19 protein-coding genes are annotated in these 19,982 nt (G+C 40.1%); 5 read left to right on the plus strand and 14 right to left on the minus strand.

Translation table 11 applies throughout. The features are described from left to right. Positions 1-107: 107 nt before the first annotated feature. The 3 genes from HMJ38_RS06825 to rfbC are packed head-to-tail and all read right to left on the minus strand — an operon-like array spanning position 108 to position 2,376. On the minus strand, positions 108-1,076 hold the full coding sequence (locus HMJ38_RS06825) for an SDR family NAD(P)-dependent oxidoreductase (RefSeq protein ID WP_194973628.1): 969 nt from the start codon (positions 1,074-1,076) through the stop codon (positions 108-110). Then, positions 1,073-1,825, minus strand: coding sequence for a tyrosine-protein phosphatase (locus tag HMJ38_RS06830; RefSeq protein WP_194973629.1), 753 nt, complete (start codon positions 1,823-1,825; stop codon positions 1,073-1,075). Before HMJ38_RS06830 ends, HMJ38_RS06825 begins: the two co-directional genes overlap by 4 nt. Next, complete coding sequence (gene rfbC / locus HMJ38_RS06835) at positions 1,825-2,376, minus strand: dTDP-4-dehydrorhamnose 3,5-epimerase (protein ID WP_194973630.1); 552 nt, start codon at positions 2,374-2,376, stop codon at positions 1,825-1,827. The genes HMJ38_RS06830 and rfbC overlap by 1 nt, the downstream gene beginning before the upstream one ends. Positions 2,377-2,582: 206 nt before the next feature. Here rfbC and hflX point away from each other — a divergent pair, with 206 nt between their 5' ends. Then, a complete protein-coding gene (gene hflX, locus HMJ38_RS06840) occupies positions 2,583-3,848 on the plus strand; it encodes a GTPase HflX (protein ID WP_194973631.1) in 1,266 nt (421 codons plus the stop codon). Between the two features lie 3 nt (positions 3,849-3,851). Here the strand turns inward: hflX and HMJ38_RS06845 are convergent, their stop codons facing one another. From HMJ38_RS06845 to mazG, 4 genes are all read right to left on the minus strand, one after another. After that, the gene (locus HMJ38_RS06845; protein WP_194973632.1) at positions 3,852-5,234 is read right to left on the minus strand and encodes a methyltransferase RsmF C-terminal domain-like protein; all 1,383 of its coding nucleotides are present in this window, start codon (positions 5,232-5,234) and stop codon (positions 3,852-3,854) included. A gap of 35 nt (positions 5,235-5,269) precedes the next feature. Next, a complete protein-coding gene (locus HMJ38_RS06850; RefSeq protein ID WP_194973633.1) occupies positions 5,270-6,070 on the minus strand; it encodes a CHAD domain-containing protein in 801 nt (266 codons plus the stop codon). A gap of 59 nt (positions 6,071-6,129) precedes the next feature. Further along, entirely contained in the window at positions 6,130-7,038 is a 909-nt protein-coding gene (locus tag HMJ38_RS06855) for a hypothetical protein (protein ID WP_194973634.1), read from the minus strand. 331 nt (positions 7,039-7,369) lie between these two features. Further along, a complete protein-coding gene (gene mazG, locus HMJ38_RS06860) occupies positions 7,370-8,170 on the minus strand; it encodes a nucleoside triphosphate pyrophosphohydrolase (protein ID WP_194973635.1) in 801 nt (266 codons plus the stop codon). Between the two features lie 71 nt (positions 8,171-8,241). Here mazG and HMJ38_RS06865 point away from each other — a divergent pair, with 71 nt between their 5' ends. From HMJ38_RS06865 to HMJ38_RS06875, 3 genes are all read left to right on the plus strand, one after another. Further along, a complete protein-coding gene (locus HMJ38_RS06865) occupies positions 8,242-8,472 on the plus strand; it encodes a hypothetical protein (RefSeq protein WP_194973636.1) in 231 nt (76 codons plus the stop codon). A 58-nt stretch (positions 8,473-8,530) separates the two neighbouring features. Further along, entirely contained in the window at positions 8,531-9,922 is a 1,392-nt protein-coding gene (gene glmM / locus HMJ38_RS06870) for a phosphoglucosamine mutase (protein WP_194973637.1), read from the plus strand. Between the two features lie 131 nt (positions 9,923-10,053). Beyond that, positions 10,054-11,196 carry a cysteine desulfurase family protein gene (locus HMJ38_RS06875; protein ID WP_194973638.1) on the plus strand — a complete coding sequence of 381 codons (1,143 nt, stop codon included), beginning with the start codon at positions 10,054-10,056 and terminating at the stop codon, positions 11,194-11,196. 564 nt (positions 11,197-11,760) lie between these two features. Here the strand turns inward: HMJ38_RS06875 and HMJ38_RS06880 are convergent. From HMJ38_RS06880 to HMJ38_RS06900, 5 genes are all read right to left on the minus strand, one after another. Then, positions 11,761-13,551 carry an ABC transporter ATP-binding protein gene (locus HMJ38_RS06880; RefSeq protein ID WP_194973639.1) on the minus strand — a complete coding sequence of 597 codons (1,791 nt, stop codon included), beginning with the start codon at positions 13,549-13,551 and terminating at the stop codon, positions 11,761-11,763. Between the two features lie 116 nt (positions 13,552-13,667). Beyond that, entirely contained in the window at positions 13,668-14,000 is a 333-nt protein-coding gene (locus tag HMJ38_RS06885) for a DUF6787 family protein (protein WP_194973640.1), read from the minus strand. Positions 14,001-14,005: 5 nt separating this feature from the next. Beyond that, a complete protein-coding gene (locus HMJ38_RS06890) occupies positions 14,006-14,359 on the minus strand; it encodes a DUF5615 family PIN-like protein (protein ID WP_194973641.1) in 354 nt (117 codons plus the stop codon). Next, the gene (locus tag HMJ38_RS06895; protein WP_194973642.1) at positions 14,356-14,586 is read right to left on the minus strand and encodes a DUF433 domain-containing protein; all 231 of its coding nucleotides are present in this window, start codon (positions 14,584-14,586) and stop codon (positions 14,356-14,358) included. The genes HMJ38_RS06890 and HMJ38_RS06895 overlap by 4 nt, the downstream gene beginning before the upstream one ends. A 44-nt stretch (positions 14,587-14,630) precedes the next feature. After that, positions 14,631-16,373 (minus strand): M14 family zinc carboxypeptidase, encoded by a 1,743-nt coding sequence (locus HMJ38_RS06900; protein WP_194973643.1) that lies wholly within the window; start codon positions 16,371-16,373, stop codon positions 14,631-14,633. Positions 16,374-16,530: 157 nt separating this feature from the next. Here HMJ38_RS06900 and HMJ38_RS06905 point away from each other — a divergent pair, with 157 nt between their 5' ends. Further along, positions 16,531-17,658, plus strand: coding sequence for an AAA family ATPase (locus HMJ38_RS06905; RefSeq protein ID WP_194973644.1), 1,128 nt, complete (start codon positions 16,531-16,533; stop codon positions 17,656-17,658). Positions 17,659-17,893: 235 nt separating this feature from the next. Here the strand turns inward: HMJ38_RS06905 and HMJ38_RS06910 are convergent, their stop codons facing one another. Together HMJ38_RS06910 and ribH are read right to left on the minus strand one after the other, a co-directional pair. After that, positions 17,894-19,213, minus strand: coding sequence for an aspartate kinase (locus HMJ38_RS06910; protein WP_194973645.1), 1,320 nt, complete (start codon positions 19,211-19,213; stop codon positions 17,894-17,896). A 207-nt stretch (positions 19,214-19,420) separates the two neighbouring features. After that, on the minus strand, positions 19,421-19,897 hold the full coding sequence (ribH, locus tag HMJ38_RS06915; RefSeq protein ID WP_194973646.1) for a 6,7-dimethyl-8-ribityllumazine synthase: 477 nt from the start codon (positions 19,895-19,897) through the stop codon (positions 19,421-19,423). Between the last annotated feature and the right edge of the window lie 85 nt (positions 19,898-19,982).

Here is a 19,982-nt window from a genome sequence, read left to right on the forward strand (position 1 = left end):
TTATCAGTAGCCACAAAATCATACCCAAAATATTTTTTCTTAAAATTTGGCTAAGCTTTATGGCATGGGTTTACCGGTTAATTGTATTAAGGGTTACCAACGTTGCTTTATAGGCTTTCGTTCGCTTTCGCCCATTGAAAAGTTTCTTCTAACGGCCTATAGCTAAAGTCCAAAATGGAATTCACTTTTTCATTTTCCAAGTATATTTCGAGTTGTGAAATCATGGCAGTTTGTTTGTTTAAAGGGCTTTTGGTCAGTTTAAGTCTTCTTGCAATTCCAACAGCGATCAAGGCCATTCTAAGTTGGTAGTATTTAAGTTTCTTGGAGGGTGCCTTTTTTCCGAAAGCCTTTGCCATTTTCTCAAAAAAATCTTTGTAAGGGATCGTTCTATGATTGAGAATAAATCGCTCACCCCATTGGTTTTTTTTAAAGAGTTGGAAGGTGATTTCTACAGCATCCCGGATATCTATAAAATTGACCGTTCCCTGTGGATAGTATTTGTTTTCTTCCAATACATAATGATAAATCTGAGTGCTGCTTCTTTCGTCAGTTATTTTTCCTAGAATCACGGAAGGCATGATGACCAATGCCTGAATCCCTTCCTGTACACCTCTCCAGACTTCCAATTCAGCCCGGTACTTGGAAATGGCATAGGGGGTGTTGTATTTGGACGCGGTCCATTTTGAATTTTCATCGTAGGTGGTGCTATCAAATGTTCTTCCCAATGCAGAAACAGAGCTTGCGTGGATAAGTTTTTTCACCCCTTTTTCCAGCATGGCATTGACAATATTGGAGGTTCCGGTAACATTTACTTCCATGAGTTTATCCTCATCTTTCGGATCAAAAGAAACCAATCCAGCCACATGAATGACCATGTCAATTCCTTCCATTGCATTTTCCAGAGAGATCGGATCAAGAATATCTCCTTCTATCCAATTGACTATGGAGGCATTATTTCCCAATAATTTATCAGAACTGTTTTTTCTTTTTATGGCAAAAATAGAGCCTTCCTGAGCGAATCTTTTGACTAGGTAGCTGCCAAAAAGTCCTGTGGCACCTGTTATCAATATTTTCATAAAGAATTATTTATCAGATTCATCTGCTGTATTTTCTCGAAATACTTGGATTTGGGCAATGTCTCCAACATGTCCAAGTACCTGTGGTTATGGCAATCAGTTCCAAAAAATCTTATTTTACCTTCATCAATTAATAGCTCAGCAAAATTTTTAATGGGCTTTGAATAAAACCCGGTTAGGGATAATAGATTGATCTGAAAATAAATGTCTCTGTCTATCAGTTCATATAGAAAATCCTTGTCTTGGATGAGATATTGATAGCGTTCCGGATGTGCCAGAATCGGTTTGTATCCATGCATTTCCAAATCAAAAAATATCTCTTTTAGCATCAAAGGCCTGCTCATGAATCCAGTCTCTACAAGAACTAAATTATCTCCTATAGTCAGTAGTTTTTCTCCTTTATTGAGTTTTTCCATCAGCATCTCATCAATAAAATATTCTGCTGCAGCTTCTACCTCAATGTCTATATTTTCCTCCACCAAAGCTTCTTTCAATCGTGCAAGGCCCGGCAAAATTGTTTCCGGCGAATTTTTGTAATACTCAGACATGACATGAGGCGTGGTAATGAGTTTTCGCAGACCATAACCTTTTAGTCTTTTAATGAGTTCTAGGCTTTCTTCCAAAGACTTCGAACCGTCATCTATTCCAGGTATCAAATGGGAATGCATGTCCACCCCCAACCAACTCAGGTCAAGTTCCTGAATGGTTTTATCTTTTTTGATAAAATTAAAAATATCTAATACTCCCATTAAATTCCTCCTTTGGTCATTTGGGTAAATGCTTCGAAAGTTGGCAACAATTGATCCTTTTCGGAAAGAATTGGTGTTTTCACCTCCCAGTCTATTGCCAACTGCGGGTCATTCCAAATAACGCCGCCTTCACTGGACTTGTTGTAATAATTAGAACATCTGTAAGAAAACACTGCATCTTCCAATACTGAAAAACCATGAGCAAAACCTTCAGGTACATACAGCATATTGTGCTGAATATCGTCAAGAACTTTTGTATATACTGCGCCATAAGTCACAGATCCTTTCCTTAAGTCTACCACTACATCCAATACCTTACCTTTCAATACCCGGGCCAATTTCGCTTGGGCATAGGGTTCATGTTGGAAATGAAGCCCTCTTACCGTCCCCGCTTTGGAAAAAGATTGGTTTTCTTGTACCCAAACCTTGTCTATACCATATTCGCTCAATTCACTTTTTTTAAATGATTCAAAAAAGTATCCCCGATTGTCTTCAAAAATTTTTGGGTATAATTCAAAAAGTCCTTCAATTGGTGTAGTCAAAATTTTCATAATTATTTATTCTTTTAATTTCCTTATAGGGTATAGATCAAGTAATCTGATGTTTGAGGAGTATTTATTTGGATTTAAACGATTGACTCTGGGGAATAATTGGGCAAATATAAGGCTTATTGGGAGTAGGTTGGTAAATTTGTGGAAGAGATTAAGATTTGGAACTATTTATGTGCTCTTTATCTTTTCCAATCAAACAAACATACATGAGTAAATATTCCAGAAAGCTTCAAAAATTATACGATACTGCTCCCGTTCAGGAAACAGCTGTGTTGGTGGCCTTGATCCGTCAGGGACAAACGGACCATCAGATAACAGAATATCTCGACGAACTTTCTTTTTTGACCGAAACATTGGGGGCTAAGACAGTGTATCGTTTTACCCAAAGAATGGAAAAGCCTGATGTCAGGACATTTGTAGGCTCAGGGAAATTGGAGGAGATCAAATCATACATTGAGCACTTTGAGGTGGATATGGTTATTTTTGATGATGACCTTTCCCCTTCTCAAATGCGAAATCTGGAAAATGAACTCAAAGTAAAAGTCTACGACCGTTCTTTGTTGATTTTGGATATTTTTCTCAACAGGGCCCAGACCGCTCAGGCTAAGACCCAAGTTGAACTTGCCCGTTTTCAATACCTATTGCCAAGACTGACCAACATGTGGACACACTTGGAAAGGCAAAGAGGTGGTACAAGTACCAGAGGTGGTGCCGGTGAAAAAGAAATTGAAACGGATAAAAGAGATATCCGGAGCAAAATCACCTTGTTGAAAAGCAAACTTCAGGATATAGATAAACAAGGAGTGACCCAACGTAAAGGCAGGAAAGGAATTGTCAGGGTGGCATTGGTCGGTTATACCAATGTGGGGAAAAGCACTTTGATGAACTTGATGACCAAGTCGGATATTCTTGCGGAAAACAAACTTTTTGCCACAGTTGATTCCACAGTTCGAAAAGTTGTTTTGGATAACATTCCCTTCTTGTTATCTGATACAGTTGGATTTATTAGAAAATTGCCTACCCATTTGATCGAATCTTTCAAATCCACCTTGGATGAAATCAGGGAAGCAGAACTTTTGGTGCATGTGGTGGATATTTCACATCCAGGATTCGAGGATCATATTACTGTCGTGAACAATACGCTCAATGAAATCGGTGCAGGGGATAAAGCCATGTTGCTGGTCTTCAACAAAATTGACCTTGTGCCCAAAATGCCCTCAGAAGAGGAAATGATGCATATGACGGAACTTGAGGTGGAAGAAAAGAATTACCTGGATTTCGGTAAACTAGCAGAAGCTTACACCAAGAAAACCGGCATTGAGCCTGTTTTCATGGCGGCCCATGACGGAACCAACGTAGAATTTTTCAGAGAATCCTTGGTCAGAGAGGTTAAAAAGCAGCATATCAAAATGTATCCGCATTACCTGGAAAATGAGGTGATTGATATGTCTTTGTATAAAGATCTGGAGTGATTCTTACCTCATCCTTATCCGCCATTCCTTCGGGTAATTGTTGTTGATCCTGTTTCCCAGGTTTTTAATCCAACCCATAGGGATGTTTTGGTAAGTAACCAAAACCCATCCTTCGGGAATATCATCAACTACCATGTCCTCTTTTCTCAGGAAAGTTAGAGCTTGGTCAAGATTTAGTTCATGGGCTGTAAACCCTTTTTTGGGCAAAATGCTGACAGCAAATTCATGGTTTGGAATGAATTGTTCTTTATTGAATTTGCCCAACTCAACACCAAAATACCTGATGTTCAAAAACCTGCTCAGGAATTCAAAATGAGTTTGATACTTGGCATTGGTCCAAAAGAAACTGTCCTGAAGGCTATAGAATGTACTTCTTTCATCCAATCCCAAATCCGAAATCAACCTTTGACTTTCCTGCTTATTGGCAGCTTTGATATGGGAATGCTTGAAATCTTTGATTTTTTTCGGTTCCTGAATATAGGAATCCTCAGGCCTTTTGAAGACCGAAACGAAAAAGCCCTCACCTTCAACATGATGGGGATAAAATCTGTATCCGTAAAAAGTCCCATCCTCAGTTTCAGTAGCGGTTTCGGTTATTTTCCATGTGGGGTCAATGGGAATTCGAACAGGTTCATAGGCGTACTCTGAACAGATAAACCGGATCATATCCTCGTTCTCCTTCTCATTGAATGTGCATGTACTGTATATGAGATAACCACCGCCTTTTACCAAAGCACCGGCTTGGTCCATGATTCTTTGCTGCCTTAATGCACACAGGTTGACATTGTCTTCTGACCATTCATTTCTGGCCTCCTGATCTTTTCTGAACAATCCTTCACCTGAACATGGGGCATCCACCAGGACCAGATCAAAAAATCCTTCCAATTCCCTGAAATGCTCCGGATCATTTTGGGTGACCATGGTATTGCCCAAGCCCCATTTGATAATATTTTCCTTGAGGATATTTGCCCTTGTTTTGATTACTTCATTGGCTACCAAAAAACCATCCTTTCCGATAAAACTGCTTAAAAGCGTGGATTTGCCTCCAGGTGCTGCGGCTAGGTCTAGGAATATGCCATCTTTAGGTGCTTGAATATATTTTAAAATATGCGCAATAAACATGGAAGATGATTCTTGTACATAATAGCATCCCGCGTGAAAAAGTGGATCTAAAGTAAATGATGGTCTTTCAGCTAGAAAATAGCCCTCATTATTCCAGGGAACGGCTGTCCTATCTGCTTCATGGATAATTCCTTTGAAAGGATTGATTCTAATAGATACCCTTGGTTCCTTTTCCAGTGATTTTTCAAATGCAAAGAATTCTTCCTCACCCAAATAGTTTATCATCCTTTTTACAAAGGCTTCCGGAAGTTTGATTTCAGACATACAAAATGGTTTTGACAAAAATAACCTTTTCCATGCTATTGTTCTTGAGCTACCTGATGGGAGGTCGAAGAAACGATTAAGATTTTTTCTTTAAAATTATCTTTTGAAGAATCAATTTGGAGAAGTATATCTTCAATATTTTGAGTGAGAGCTTTTTTAGAAATACTATCCATTTTCTTTCCTTTCAACCACAATTGGGTCTGATGTAGATCATGCCAATTGCCGATTTTTTCTGTAAGACCTCCAAGATATGTTATATTAATTTCATTCTTTTTGCCAACTTCTTTTCCGGTTAATTCCGTAATGTGGTGGATTGATTTTAGATATTTCCTTGAATCATGAAGATGGGGGATATATCTTTTCTTATTTAAAATGAGTTCTGAGGCAAGGATATAATCTTTAAAAAATCTTTTCGACTGGGAATTGGAAATGGGGATAAGTTGCTTATAAAAATCTTCCTCAGCCTTTTGAAGTAATTTCCCATACTTTTTTTCTTGTAAGATAAAATTCCGGGTTTCCTTTTGAATCAGATTTTTCAGCTTGTTTTCAAGTTTTTCATTTGTCAGACCTATTTTTTCAAAATTAAGCAGGTGTATTTGTGCTTCCCTGATTATCCCAGCATGTTTGAATATTTTCCTGACAGGTTTAAAAACTTTGACTAGGTCAGTGTTAGGAAGGATATGAGAACAGTATTTAACAAAGGAGTGGATTTTCTTGGTAAAAACCCTCATTTGATGGATATCTACCGGGTTTTGGTGTTGGCAAAATTGGTCAAAATGCTGGTGAAGCATTTTCCATTTGTCTTCCAAAAATTCTTTTTGTTGGCGCTTATTCAATTTTGATAATTTTTTGACCTTGAATATACATCTTATTCAAAAATAATGGATTAAAAATTTCACTTGGATTTCAATGAAAATCCAATGCCAAGATGGTATTCGACATTTGTTAAGTCAAACCCCCTAAGGTTACCACCAAACCTGAGGTTCAAACCATTAAAATCCAGAATCATACCTCCTTCAATAGCAGCTTGGTTTCTGTTTGCCTGAGGGTTTTTGGCCCATTCATTTCGTTTGCCAGGGTTGTTTTCATCAATGATCTCCACTTCCCAAAATTCCCTGCTGTGGTTTAGTCCTGCACCTGCATACATCCAAAGGGGTTTATGGATTTTCCATGTTATTCCCATGATACCCTCTACCACCCCATGTTTGATGTAGCCTGTAGTCTCAGCATTTTCAAATTCCCCTTCACCATATACTGTACCCAAGCTATTAGCGGTCAGATCCCCGGTTTTGACCATTATATCGGGATTGCCTCTGATGGTCATGTAAGTACCAATACCACGATGATTGATGCTACCGACGGTTAATCCGAAAGGTGCCGTAGGATTGTAGACATAGGAATAAAAAAACCTGTCCACTTTTCTTATTGGGATAAACCCTTCAGGAAGATTTTCATACTTCTTTGTTGGTTTATTTTTGTTTATGGCAATGGCTTTTTCCAGTTCAAAGATTTTTGGGTAAAGCTTTTCACTTCCCAGTTTTTTGGCTTGTTCCAGATATGGTTTTGCCATTTTGGATTTACCCGTTTTGAAAAGGGCAAGAGCCGAATAATAATAACCTTCTCCTTGTTCTACGTCCATGGTGATTTGGACTTTGGCCAATTCAAGAACCTGTAGCCAATTTTCCTGATTGATTGAAAGGTTGATTTCTTTATCGATTTTTAAGAAATCAGCTTGTTGAGCATATACCGAAGTTGAAGCCAGCATTACAATGAATGCGAAAGCCACACGGGCGAAAGTTTTCATGATAAATAAATTCAATGGCAGCAAAACTCACTGCAATATTGAAGAGATAGATTTGGGTGATTTTGCTTGAAAATCATTACTATTTACCACAGAAATGAGGAATAAAAAAGGATAAATCAAAATAAAATTTTGAGGATAATATAATCCCTTTTAGAGATAAAAAAGTGTATCTGCTGCAGGTGAAAAACCAAAAGTTTAAGATTCAATGGTTTTATTTTTCATAAAACAGCTTTCCAACTCTTTTGATGTGTTCGATAAATTCAGGATGTTTTAGCTTCGGGAAATTTACAAGATCAACAAAATAAGGTAAGGAACTGTCTTCCAATTCTGATTATATTTTTTTCGCCTCTTCCCAATATACATCCATCTCTGCCAAGGTCATTTCCTCAATCAATTTTCCGGATTCTTTGGCCGCTTTTTCGAGGTATTGGAATCGCTTGATGAATTTCAGGTTGGTACGTTCCAAGGCCTCCTCCGGATTGATATCGATAAATCTAGCGTAATTGATCAAAGAAAAAAGTAAATCCCCAAATTCACCTGAAGCTTTTTCTTTGTCGATCTCAGCATCTTCTGTAGCATTGAAAGCTTCTTTGAATTCCTGCATTTCCTCTTCTACTTTTTCCCATACCTGATGTTTTTCTTCCCAATCAAACCCTACTCCACGGGCTTTTTCCTGTATCCTCATGGCCTTGATCAGGGCTGGGAGGGATTTTGGAACTCCACCCAATACAGATACATTCCCTTTTTCCTGCAATTTAATTTTTTCCCAATTCTGTTTGACTGTTTCCTCATCTTCGGCTTTGGTATCTCCATAAATATGCGGATGTCTTCGGATCAATTTTTCACAAAGACTATCAATCACTGTCCCTATATCGAAGGATTTTTTTTCAGATCCTATTTTGGCATAAAACACAATATGCAGCAGAATATCCCCCAATTCCTTTTTGATCTCATTAAGATCATTTTCGATGATGGCATCAGAAAGCTCAAAGGTTTCTTCTATGGTAAGGTGCCTCAGGCTTTCCAAAGTTTGTTTTCTATCCCACGGACACTGCTCCCGAAGCTCATCCATAATGGTCAAAAGTTTATCAAATGATTCGAGTTGGGATTTTCTGGAGGATAATTCAGACATATATGGGGAAACTAATCGTAATGTGAGGACGTTTTCAAAGTATTACGTAAATTTGCGCAAATTAAATTGATATGGCAACCTTGTACTTTACTTTAGGCTTTCTGGCATTATTCTTCATTTTGATGTCCGTCAGGCTGATATTTCTCAAAAATGGTGAATTCAAAGGCACCTGTGCTTCACAAAACCCCTACCTGAATAAAGATGGCGGGACCTGTGGCTATTGTGGTAAAACAGTAGATGCCGACAGTTCCTGCGGAAACCCTGACAATGAAGTGGACAAGGTCATGGCCAAATTCAAATAAGCAGTTTTTTACTCCTGATTATGTCAGGATTTTTCTATTTTAACTTAATCGTTTTCTTGTGGCATTAATTAAATCTATTTCAGGCATTCGTGGTACCATTGGTGGTAAACCTGGAGAGGGATTAACCCCTCTGGATGTTGTAAAATTTACCTCGGCCTACGGGAGTTGGGTCATCAATCATACAAATAATCCCAGGGTGGTTATTGGCCGGGATGCCAGAATTTCCGGTGAAATGGTCTCTAAATTGGTTTCCGCTACGCTTCAGGGCTTGGGGATTGATGTGATTGACCTTGGTTTGAGTACCACACCGACAGTTGAATTGGCAGTTCCGTTGGAAAAGGCGGGCGGAGGGATTATTCTCACTGCGAGCCATAATCCTATACAATGGAATGCACTGAAACTTTTAAATGACAAAGGAGAATTTATTTCTGATCTTGAGGGTAAGGCTATTCTTGAAAGTGCCGAAAATGAAGATTTTTCATTTGCAGAAGTAAGAAAAATTGGAAAATATATAGAGATCGATGATTATATCGATAGGCATGTGGAACATGTGCTTGGGTTGAAATTGGTGGATAAAGAAGCCATTGCAGCCAGAAAATTCAAAGTAGTCATTGATTGTGTAAATTCCACAGGAGGAATTGCCCTTCCAAAATTATTAAGAGCTCTTGGAGTTGAGGACATTGAGGAAATGTATTGTACCCCTGATGGAAATTTCCCCCACAATCCTGAACCGCTTCCAGAAAACCTGAGGGATATTTCTGAGAAATTGAAGAAAGGTAAGTTTGATTTGGGCATTGTCGTAGATCCGGATGTGGACAGGCTTTGCTTTATGAATGAAGACGGAAGCCCCTTTGGAGAAGAGTATACTTTGGTAGCAGTAGCGGATTATGTACTTTCAAAGACCCCGGGAAATACGGTGTCCAATCTAAGTTCAACGAGGGCCTTGCGGGATGTGACAGAGAAAAGAGGCGGACAATATCAAGCTGCTGCAGTGGGAGAAGTCAATGTGGTCAACAAAATGAAAGAGACCCATGCCGTCATAGGAGGTGAAGGAAATGGTGGGGTGATTTATCCGGAATCCCACTATGGAAGGGATGCTTTGGTAGGTATCGGTTTATTTTTGACACATTTGGCCAAATTCGGTAAGACCATTTCCAGATTGAGGGCAAGCTATCCGAATTACCATATTTCCAAAAACAAAATTGAACTCACACCGGAAATCGATGTGGACAAGGTCTTGGAAGCCATCAAGAAGAAATACAGCAAACAACCCATCAATGATATCGATGGGGTAAAAATAGAATTCGACAAAGAATGGGTGCATTTGCGAAAATCAAACACCGAACCCATTATCAGAATATATTCCGAATCAGAATCTCAGGCGACTGCTGACCACTTGGCCAATAAAATCATTTTGGATATCCGAGAAGTGGTCAAAGGTTCTAATTGAAAGTGGTTAATGTTAGTGGGACACTAACATTTGCCCAGAATAGTTCAAATTGAGATCGTTTAGAAACCTGCCATGTTTTCATAACCTGGGAGGTTTATAAAAAGTAACCCCGGCCCAAATAAAATAAAGAAATGAGAGTGTACTTAGACAATGCCGCCACCACAGCCATGGACGATAGGGTAGTGGAAGCCATGATTCCCTACATGAAAGAGCATTATGGCAATCCTTCCTCTGTTCACAGTCATGGTAGACAGGTAAGATCCGCCATTGAGAAATCAAGGAAAAAGGTAGCGGAATTACTGAATGCATCACCGGCAGAGATATTTTTTACCTCAGGGGGAACAGAAGCGGATAATACTGCGATTGTTTGCGGGATTGAGACGCATGGAATTACCCATGCCATAACTTCACCGATAGAACATCATGCGGTATTGCATACTTTGGAAGAATGTGCCAAAAAAGGGAAAGTGAAACTCAGCTTGGTGGAGGTAAATGATAAAGGAGAAATCAATTTGAACCATCTTCAAGAGCTATTGAAATCCAATCCCAATTCTTTGGTTTCTCTCATGCATGCCAATAATGAAATTGGTAACATCAATGACCTGAATGCTATAGGCAATATGGTGAAGGAATATCAGGGATTTTTTCATTCGGATACCGTGCAGACCATGGGTCATTATGTGCATGACCTTAAAAATCTACCCGTCGATTCCATAGTGGCCGGAGGGCATAAATTCCATGGTCCAAAAGGGTCAGGGTTTTTGTATGTCAAAAAAGACAGGAAAATCCATCCCTTTATTTATGGCGGAGCCCAAGAAAGGAATATGCGTGGCGGTACCGAAAATGTCATTGGCATAGTCGGAATATCCAAAGCCTTGGAGTTGGCCTATGAGGATATGTCTGGGCACCAATCCCACATTGAGGGTCTGAAAAAGCATTTTATCGAGTTACTGAAAAGTGATATTCCCGGAGTTGAATTCAATGGGCTTTCGGAAGATTTGGATAAAAGCCTTTACACGGTATTGAATGTAAGCTTACCACCTTCGGAAGAAAACAGGGGTATGTTACTGTTTAACCTGGATCTGCATGGGATTTCAGCATCAGGTGGTTCCGCATGCAGCAGTGGGGCAACGGTAGGTTCGCATGTACTTAGGGCACTGAATCATGACTATGAAAGGGAATCTGTGAGGTTTTCTTTCAGCAGGTTCAATACGAAAGAAGAGATTGAATACACTGTTGAGAAGTTGAAGGAATTGTATGGGGTTGCGGTCTAGGATCTCAAAAAGAGGATGTTTTAATTTTGTGGTTTGATAGAACGCTGATGACGCTGATTGTGCTGATTCACGCAGATAAAAAAATCAGTGAAAATCAGCCAAACCTGCGTTATCCGCATTCCAAAAAACGCTTAGTAGAAAATCATTCCAAAAAATAACTAAATTCTTGTTTGATATTCATTCTGATTTTACTTTTAGGGAAACACATTTAAAATGAGAAAGCGGAAGTGTTCCTGACCATATTTGATAAAGACCTCCAAATGATAGGGGAGACCAAAATCAAAGATTATGTAGAATAACACTCAAGCCTCCCATTTTACCAAAGATGGCGCAATATGGCTTCATGAAAATGTGGACGATGAGTTGGGTTTTATAAGGATTAAGGTTTTGGAGAAATGAATGCTTATCGAGGTTCAAGTCAGATCTTATGAAAATAGCTCAGGGCTTAAGATTCCATATCAATATCCATTTATATCCAATATCCATCAGTATCTTTTAATCAAAAAATTATACCATTGATTTCCTAACAGGCAGGAAAATGGAATATCATTAAAAACCTCATTATTACTCCGCAAACTGCAACCTTACCAAATTGGCATAGAAGCCATCTTCCTGCAAAGCCAAAGTTTCATGAGTGCCTTCTTCGACGATTTCACCGTCTTTGAGGACATAGATTCTGTTCACCTTACGGATGGTGGCCAATCGGTGGGCAATGATGATGGTGGTCCTGTTTTTCATCAGTTCATCCAATGCCTCTTGTACCAAAGCTTCTGATTCGGCATCCAAGGAAGAGGTCGCCTCATCCAAAATCAAAATGGCGGGATCTTTCAAAATGGCACGGGCTATCGCTACTCTTTGTCTTTGTCCGCCCGATAGTTTGATCCCCCGTTCACCGACAGTGGTTTCCAAACCTTCAGGAAATCTGCTGATAAACTGCCATGCATTGGCTTTTTTAGCTGCTTCGATGATTTCTTCTTCGGTGGCGTCAGGCTTGGCATAGGCAATATTTTCCTTGATACTGCCTCCAAAAAGTAGAACCTCCTGGGGAACAATACCTATATTCGACCGCAACTGCTTCAGATTCCAATTGGAGATATTTATTCCGTCCACCAGAATAGCACCTTTTTCTACAGGGTAAAATTTGAGCAATAACTGAATGATGGTGGATTTACCGGCACCACTTTGTCCGGCAAGGGCCACTTTTTCTCCTGCGGGGATATGTAAATTGATGTTTTTAAGCACTTCCAACTCAGGCCTTGTTGGGTAGTTAAATCGAACATGTTCAAATCGAACATCGCCGGACATACGGACTTTTTGAAAGTCAGCAGTGGACAATTCCGGTTCCTCCTCCAAAATTTCCAATACCCTTTCGGAAGAACCAATTGCTTTTTGAATCTGTCCATAAATATCTCCTAACCCTGCGATGGAACCTCCGATAAAAGTGGTGTACAGGACAAAAGAAACCAGGTCCCCAACAGTCATTTCACCTGATGCTACTAACGTGGCTCCATACCACATCACTGCCACAATCCCCCCGAATAAGGCAAAAATGATAAATGAGATAAAAGCCCCTCTGAATCCGGCAGCTTTCAAAGCCACATCAACCACCCGGTTTAGGCCTTTTTTGTACCTGTTGGATTCGTATTCCTCCCCTGCAAAGGATTTTACTGTCATGATGGACTGCAAGGTTTCTTCGACAATTACATTGGCTGCAGCCAATTCATCCTGTGCCTGTTTGGATAGTTTTCGGATAAACTTCCCAAAGACCATGGCGATGATGACCAATACCGGAAAAGTGGCCAACATAAACAATGTCAGTTTTGGTGTAGTCACCATCAAAAAGACCACCCCGGCAAGTAAGGTGATAATCTGTCTGAACAATTCTGCCAAGGTCACTGAGAAAGTATCCTGAAGCATGCTGACGTCAGCTGTGATCCTGGAAATCAATTCCCCGGTCCTTCTTTTGTCAAAAAATGTCATGGGCAATTGTACCAGTTGACTGTACAATGAGATCCGGATATCCCGCATACTGCGCTCTGAAACCTTAGCGAACAACCAAACCCTGAAAAAAGAAAATATGCTTTGGATCAACAAAATTCCCAACAAAATAAATGCAATTCCATTGATGTCATTGACCAACCAAGTCTCTCCTGAAGCTGTGTCTATCAGTTTCCCCGCAACAAAGGGGAATGTCAGTAAGGTTAAGCTTGAAAAAAGTAGAAATGTCATGCCCAGTAAAAAATTTACTTTATAGGGTAGAACAAACCTAAAAATACCACCTAGTTTATTCAGATTCTGTTTGTTCAGCTTTCGCTTTTCGTGTTCTTCAAGAGCAGTGCCTCTCTTTTTTGCCATGGATAATATCTATTCAATTATTCAACCTGCAAATCTAAACAATAAGATGGGAGGTGGAAGGTATTCATTCTTTTTTTTAAGGTTCAAACTTGAACAGCATCTATCAAGAGAACAGTTTATTTGGGCTTGTGTTTTGAGTTCTTACCTCTTCCTGAGATTCTTCTGAGAAATTGTTTTTCCTTCTCCCAAAAGAAGTCAAATTGTCCAAAGACAAATCCCCACATCAAAAGGATAATCTGATAAAGGGGAAGTACCAATAACAGGTAAAGCACGGTTTTCCAAAACCCGCCCCTTTCCATACTGATCCCCAAAAAGTCAAAAATAGGTTTCTTGATAAAAAGAATGGTAAATCCAGTCAATGCAAATACGATCAATACCAATACCACCTGTCGGAGACTTTTCAGGTTCCACTTGGATTGGAGTTTTTGGAGGAAGGATTGTTTTTTCATATCTATTATTGATGAATAATTACCCCATCATTAGATAGTTCAACGAAATTGCTATTTTCTAAAATCTCTGAAATGCGTTTAAAGTATTTCCTCAAAAGGTCAAAAAGTGTCCGGTTTTTGATATTTCCAGTGGTAATTAAAAGTAGTTTTTTTGGTTCATTTTTTACCATAAAGGAATTGTAAAAATCTAAATCTTTGGTGATCACTACATAATTATTTAAATCAGCAAATTCAGTAATCTCTGTATCTTTGGTTTCATCCCCTTTAGGCAGTTCCAAGACGTGTTTCGATTCAAAACCCATTTGATTTAAGATCTCACTAAATAGAGGAGGAAGTTGGGCGTCAACTAAATACCTCATGCGATTTTACTGTACGATTTCACTTTGGTAAGTTTGGATGCATAGGCTAAGCAAGCCAAAATATCCGCTTTTTCCAATGCCGGATAATCAGAAAGAATCTCTTTTTCAGTCATGCCTGCACTTAGTAAATCCAAAATAAGTTCCACAGGATACCTTTTGTTTCGAATGGTAGGTTTCCCGTGGCAGATATCAGGGTTGATAGTTATTCTTTCCAATAAATTTTCCATAGCTTAAAATTAACCCATTTTCGTGAATTCTAGGTTTAAATTGGTTATTTATCAAGTTTTTCCACCCTAAACACCGGATACCGATTATGTTCCTTTTCTTTCCATGGGGAATGTTCATATACCCATCTCAATTGTGCAGGACCACTTTTTGCCAACTCCTCATCTTTGGACTTGGCTTCTTCCATTTCTGATTTCACCTCCGGATTTTGTTTCAGGTATTCCGAAGCCAAATCTTCAAAGACATAGGCAGAATATCCTTCTTTGGCCTGTAAGATCGTGTCAAAGAAGTTCCAGTTGAAGAAGCTGTCCTCTGATTGAGGTTCCAAAACTTCCATGATATATCGGTTGGCTTCCTGATTCATGGGAATCATCATGTCTCCCTTACGAAAGCTTATCATAGCCTGGGATTGTTTTATTTGGGTGTTAGAGTGCAGGTAGTGGCCTTCATAAGGTCGCTGCGCCGTCTGAAAGTCTGCAATATGATAGATCGTCACCGGAATAACCGTATCTTTTTTGATTTCCTCCATTTGCACACCATTTCTTTGAAGGTTTTCTATGACGGTAAACCAACCTTGCGGAATGATATAAGCTTCCGGTTTTTTGATATTCAATCCGGCGGTGTAGGTGTCATAGAATTTGACTTCTTTGATAAATGGCTTACTTCGGTCATAGTATAACCTTGGCAATCCGGAAATATCAGAGGGCTTTTGGCCTGATTCATAACCCATATATTCAATCAGTTTATGCTGATTTCTATCCAATACAAAGTTGAAACCAAACTCCTCCTGTTCTTTTTTTGCTTTGCGGTCGGCAGACGCTTTGTCCACAATTTTTTCATAATCTTCCCGGATGATTTCCATAAAGGTCTCCATCAGGGCAAAGGTTGAAGCTACCCTTAGGTCATATGGTTTCAACATATGCGTCTCGGGCATAAAACTCAAAGTCCCAAAAAGTGCCGCATAACCGCTGCTGTACCTGCCATTGTCTTTGAACTGTGCCCATCCATCCTCGGGTTTCCCGCCCCAGGCATTGACATAAGGGACCATGGGGAAATCCTTGGTTTCCATTCCGCTGTAGAGTTTTGGATGCAGTTCCTGATCCAAATAGGTGCCCATTTCTCCACCAAGCTTGCCATGACTGGTAGATACCAAGGTCATCACATGTTGGTAGTCCGCGCCATTGCTGACATGGGTATCGATAAATATTTGTGGCCTCAGCCAAGTAAAGATCTGTTGAAATGACCTTGTGTTTTTGGTATCGGCTTTGATAAAGTCTCGGTTGAGGTCAAAGTTCCTGGCATTGCCCCTAAAGCCAAATTCCTGAGGTCCGTTTTGGTTGACCCTGCTGAATGAGCCTCTGTTCAGATGGCCCCCGATGTTGTAAACAGGGATAATGGCCATTGCAAGATCTTCCGGAACTTCTATTTCATTCAGAAGTACGTCCCTCAAAAACATCATCGAAGCATCTATCCCATCAGGCTCTCCAGGATGAATGCCATTGTTGATGAAAAGCACCAATCGGTTTGCTTCATGCCATTTTTTCGGGTCAAATATTTTCTGTCTGTCAAATAACAGTACGTGGAGCGGGTAAGCACTGTCGGTCATCCCCATTTCCACCATTTTGACCTCTTCAAAATCATTGGCCAAGGTCTGAAAATATTGGATTACTTCCGAATAGATTGGCGTCTCCCGCCCTCCTGTTTGCTCAAAAAGTGTCAAATACTTTTCCTGTGCGGATAATCCTTGAAAAATGAGTATTGCCAATACCAACAGTGAGATTTTTTTCATGCCCGAATTTGGGAAAAAAGAGCTTTAAATGCTAAAGGAGATTACACTTTTCATTTTTGGATTTACAAATTTGTTACGTACATTGCGTTACGCAAATTACGTTACGTAGAATGCGTAACGTACATTGCGTAATGGTAATACTAAATCAGTAAGCAAGATGTCAATGAAACCACCTGGTAATCCATTTGTACTCAATACTTATCATGGGAAAAAGTATTTCTGTGATAGGGAACATGATCTTGAAAAGCTTCAAAACCATATAGATAATGATAGAAATGTCGTTTTATATGCATGGAGAAGGCTTGGAAAATCTGCTTTGATCCAGCGGTTTTTTGAAGAATTGGAAGATACGGGTAAATATGAAACTATTTATGTGGACTTTTTGGCAACACATACCATTGAAGATGCAGTAAAGACCATCACGACGGGGATCTATGATAGATATGGAAAAACCAAAACAGGTTTTTCGGCTGCCATGCAGAAACTGTTGTCCATGATGGGTGCGACTATCAGTTTTGACCCTTATAGTGGCGCCCCTGAGTTGAGCTTGGGGCTGAGACAACCGGGAACTGAAGAACACTCCCTGCATGCTTTGGGTGAATTTCTCAGGGAAAGAAAAAAGAAGATCGTTATCACTATTGATGAATTTCAACAGGTAGCCCATTACGAGCAGGATAATGCTGAGGCCATATTCCGGGTCTGGACACAGCAGTTTCCCGATATCCGGTTTATTTTCAGCGGGAGTCATCGGACCATGATGGTCGAAATGTTTGCTGATAAGAGCCGCCCATTCTATCAAAGTGCGCAATTGATGTCCCTCTTGCCCATACCTTTGGAAAAGTACATTCCATTTATTCAGTGGCACTTCAAGGCAAAAGGCAAAAGTATATCCAATGAGCAAATAGCAATGATTTATAACTGGTCCAGGGGGCAGACCTATACCATACAGTTGGTCTGCAACTACCTATATTCCCAATATACCCAAGTCAAGGACGAAAATATCCAAAAAACTTATCAGGACATATTGGAGCAGCAGCAAGGGATTTTTGCCAATTTTCCCAAGATGCTGACCAAGACCCAATGGAATGTTTTCAGGGCTATCGCTAAAGAAGAGCCTTTATACAATCCCTTAAGTAAAGATTTTATCCAAAAACACAGGTTAGGTGCAGCAAGCACCGTAAACACCGCCCTCAAATCCCTCCAAAAATCAGAATTGGTGGTAGTCGATGATGAGGCTTATCTGGTTCATGAGGTGTTGCTTGCCAGGTGGATGGCGAGGTTGTAAAGAGAAATACCCCCAAATTTGGGTTTGGAGGGTATCTGATACCTGTCATTTCCGGATTAGTTCAAAAAGAACAGTTAAAAGGAGCAAAAGACCTATCCTTGTCACCTCGACGGCAGGAGAGGTCTATTAACTCAAATCGGTGAACAGATTTCTCTCTCCGTTCGAAATGACAAGGTCAAGCTTTTCTTTTGTCTTTCGTCTTGAATCTTGGGACTTCTTGCAGCCCCCAACTTTTTCACCACTCAAACAACCCCTCATTCAAACTCTTCAATGCCTCATTTTTGTATTGAGCTTCTACCAAAATAGATACATTGTGTCGGCTGCCACCATAGGAAACCATGCGGAGTGGGTATTCCCTAAGGCAATCCATGATATTGGCTACAGTCCCTTTGGACTCCGCAATCATGTTGCCGACAATGGAAACAATTGTCTGATTATTGTCCACCTCTACAGTTCCATATCTTTCCAATTCCTGTACGATTTCCTTGAGATGCGTAAGGTCGTCAATGGTAACAGATACAGCCACTTCGGAAGTAGTAATCATATCGATGGCAGTTTTGTATTTTTCAAAAACCTCAAAGACTTTTCTGAGAAAACCATAGGCCAACAGCATTCTACTGGATTTGATCTTGATAGCAGTGATCCCATCCTTGGCGGCCAAAGCTTTGACACCTGAACCTATTTCCTTGGCTGTGATGGTCGTGCCCTTGGCATCAGGCTCCATGGTATTCAGTAATTTGACAGCAATGTTATATTGTTGTGCCGGCCAAATGGAAGCTGGGTGCAGGATTTTGGCTCCAAAATAAGCCAACTCTGCTGCTTCATCAAAGGACAATTGGGCGATGGGTCGGGTTTTGTCCACGATCCTAGGATCATTGTTGTGCATGCCGTCGATGTCGGTCCAGATTTCAACCACATCCGCATTGATGGCCGCCCCGATGAGGGAAGCAGAATAATCTGAACCACCCCTTTTGAGGTTGTCGACTTCATTTCGGTGGTTTTTGCAGATATAGCCTTGCGTCACAAAAATGCTTTCCTCAGGATAATTGGCCAAAATCACTTTCAGTTTTTCGGAAATTTTATGGAGTTCAGGTTCATGATTTTCATCGATACTCATAAAATCCAATGCCGGGAGGAAAACCGCATTGATATCCAATTCCTGCAGGAGGGTATAGAACAGCTTTGTGGAAAGCAATTCTCCCTGCGCCAGAATATCCCTGTTGATGGCTTCGTTGAAAGATATCTTGAGAATGATATTGAGAAACTCAAAATGCTCCTTGATGATCTTTTCTGCCTTGGTCCTGGCAGCTTCTCCTTTCAAAAGTTCCTTATAAAAAGTCAAATAGTGTTTGTGAAGGGTATCAATGCGCTCTTTGGCAAGATCTTTATTGGCCTCTGCCAATGCTTCCCCGATACCTACCAGGGCGTTGGTCGTACCGGAAAGTGCGGAAAGCACAACGATTTTCCTTTCATTGTCTCTAGTGATCAAATCTTTGACCTGATGCATTCTTTCGGGCCTTCCTACCGAAGTACCCCCGAATTTCATAATTTTCATGGTATGTGTATAGGTTTGGTTTTTTTAGATGCGAGAGATTAGAAGTGAGATGGGAGAAGTAAGACACAAGACTTGAGGTCTTTGACGCAAGAGCCAAGAACCAAGATTGGGTTCATTTTAATTAAGGCTTTCTGGTTAAGAATTCAGGTTTTGGGAAGTGATGACTACCCAAAATCTAATGTCTCACGTCTTAAATATCACTTCTCTTTAAAACCCCAGCATCTTTATCGCTGTGATGGCTGCTTCATCTCCTTTGTTGCCGTGTTTGCCTCCGGCGCGGTCTAGGGCTTGCTGAAGGGTATTGGGAGTGAGAACCCCAAAAATAACCGGTTTGTTGTATTTCAATCCCACATGGGTAATCCCGTGTGCCACAGCATCACAGATAAAGTCGAAGTGCCTTGTCTCGCCCTGAATCACGCATCCCAAACAGATTACAGCATCAATTTCCTTTATTTCTGCCAACCACTGTGCACCTAAGGTCAGTTCGAAAGAACCGGGAACATTTTTCCGGAAAATATTATCCTTTTTGACACCATGTTTTAGTAGGGTTTCCACTGCAGCGGTAAACAAAGATTCGGTCACCTGATCGTTCCATTCAGAAACGACAATACCAAATTTCTTTTGAGACATATCCAATAAATTTTTATCAGAATACAGACTTAAGCTTTTCAATGAAGTTGCCATAAATTAAATTGTTGGATGGGGTATAAAATGAAAAAGGAGCAAGACCTTAGCCTTACTCCTTTTAGAATGCCTGTATAAATCAAAG

This window comes from Aquiflexum lacus (assembly GCF_015476655.1).
Classification (GTDB): domain Bacteria; phylum Bacteroidota; class Bacteroidia; order Cytophagales; family Cyclobacteriaceae; genus Aquiflexum; species Aquiflexum lacus.